At 57.2% G+C, this 838-nt stretch carries 1 protein-coding gene and 1 pseudogene; both read left to right on the top strand.

Annotation, left to right across the window (positions count from 1 at the left end; genetic code table 11):
* Positions 1-384 (top strand): annotated as a pseudogene (locus tag AC5ZGW_RS46535) (class I tRNA ligase family protein); the annotation flags it as partial.
* Positions 385-403: 19 nt separating this feature from the next.
* Entirely contained in the window at positions 404-718 is a 315-nt protein-coding gene (locus AC5ZGW_RS46530) for a hypothetical protein (RefSeq protein ID WP_496114190.1), read from the top strand.
* Positions 719-838: the final 120 nt, after the last annotated feature.

The following is an 838-nucleotide window of genomic DNA, read 5'->3' as shown; positions in this document are numbered from 1 at the left end:
GAGAGCACCGAACTGTCCCCGAATTTCCGCCGCTTCGCTGAAGATTACGCCGATGCGGTCACCACACTGCGTTTCTGGGATGCGCTTGATATCATCGACAAGTACTTCGAGCTAGCTGGCTTTGCACATGCAGACGGTTGGACATGGAATGCTGCGCAGATCTCGCTGTTCCTGAGCCTACTCTATCCCGTAGTACCTGAGCTAGCGATGGGCTACGGCCAGCACTACTTTGGCGGTGCGTGGCGGCCGTCCCTCGAGACATCAGCCGTAGCAGCCCAGCCAAAGACGTCGGTGGACTTTCCCCGTTTCAGCGCGCCAATACCCGCAAACTTTGCCGCGGAGTACAATAAGCGCTTTTGCAAAGAACAGATTTGGCAATCATGAAGATCCGAATGACGAAGCCATGAATTCGCGCATCTCAAAACGCAGCGCTGTCGCTCAGGGCTTTGCGCCATTCAACTCCTCAACTGCGAAACATGGTATCAATTTCGGCCACGCGCTGGCCGATCCGGTGATGTTTGCAGAACTGCCGTGGCCAGGCGCGTTTGACGGAGGTACAGGTGTCGCTCCCGCCGATCTGCCGCAGTATACGGATGCGGCGGGTTTGCCCGAACTTCGTACAAAGCTCGCACTGAGGTACGGTGTGCGGCATAACCAAGTTATGCTTACGGGTGGTGCTTTCACAGGCTTTACAATTGCTTGCCGATGGCTGGATTGACCCCGGTGACGTGGTCCTGACGGAGGACCCCTCCTACTTGGGCGCACTGCGTACGTTTTCGATCGCGGGTGCAACCGTGGTCCAGCTAGGTCTGGCCGCAGAGGGAGTGGATCTGAACGA

The sequence above is a fragment of the Bradyrhizobium sp. Crot121 genome, assembly GCF_059512385.1.
Note: the sequence above shows the minus strand (reverse complement) of the source record. Positions and strands in the feature narration are given on the sequence as shown.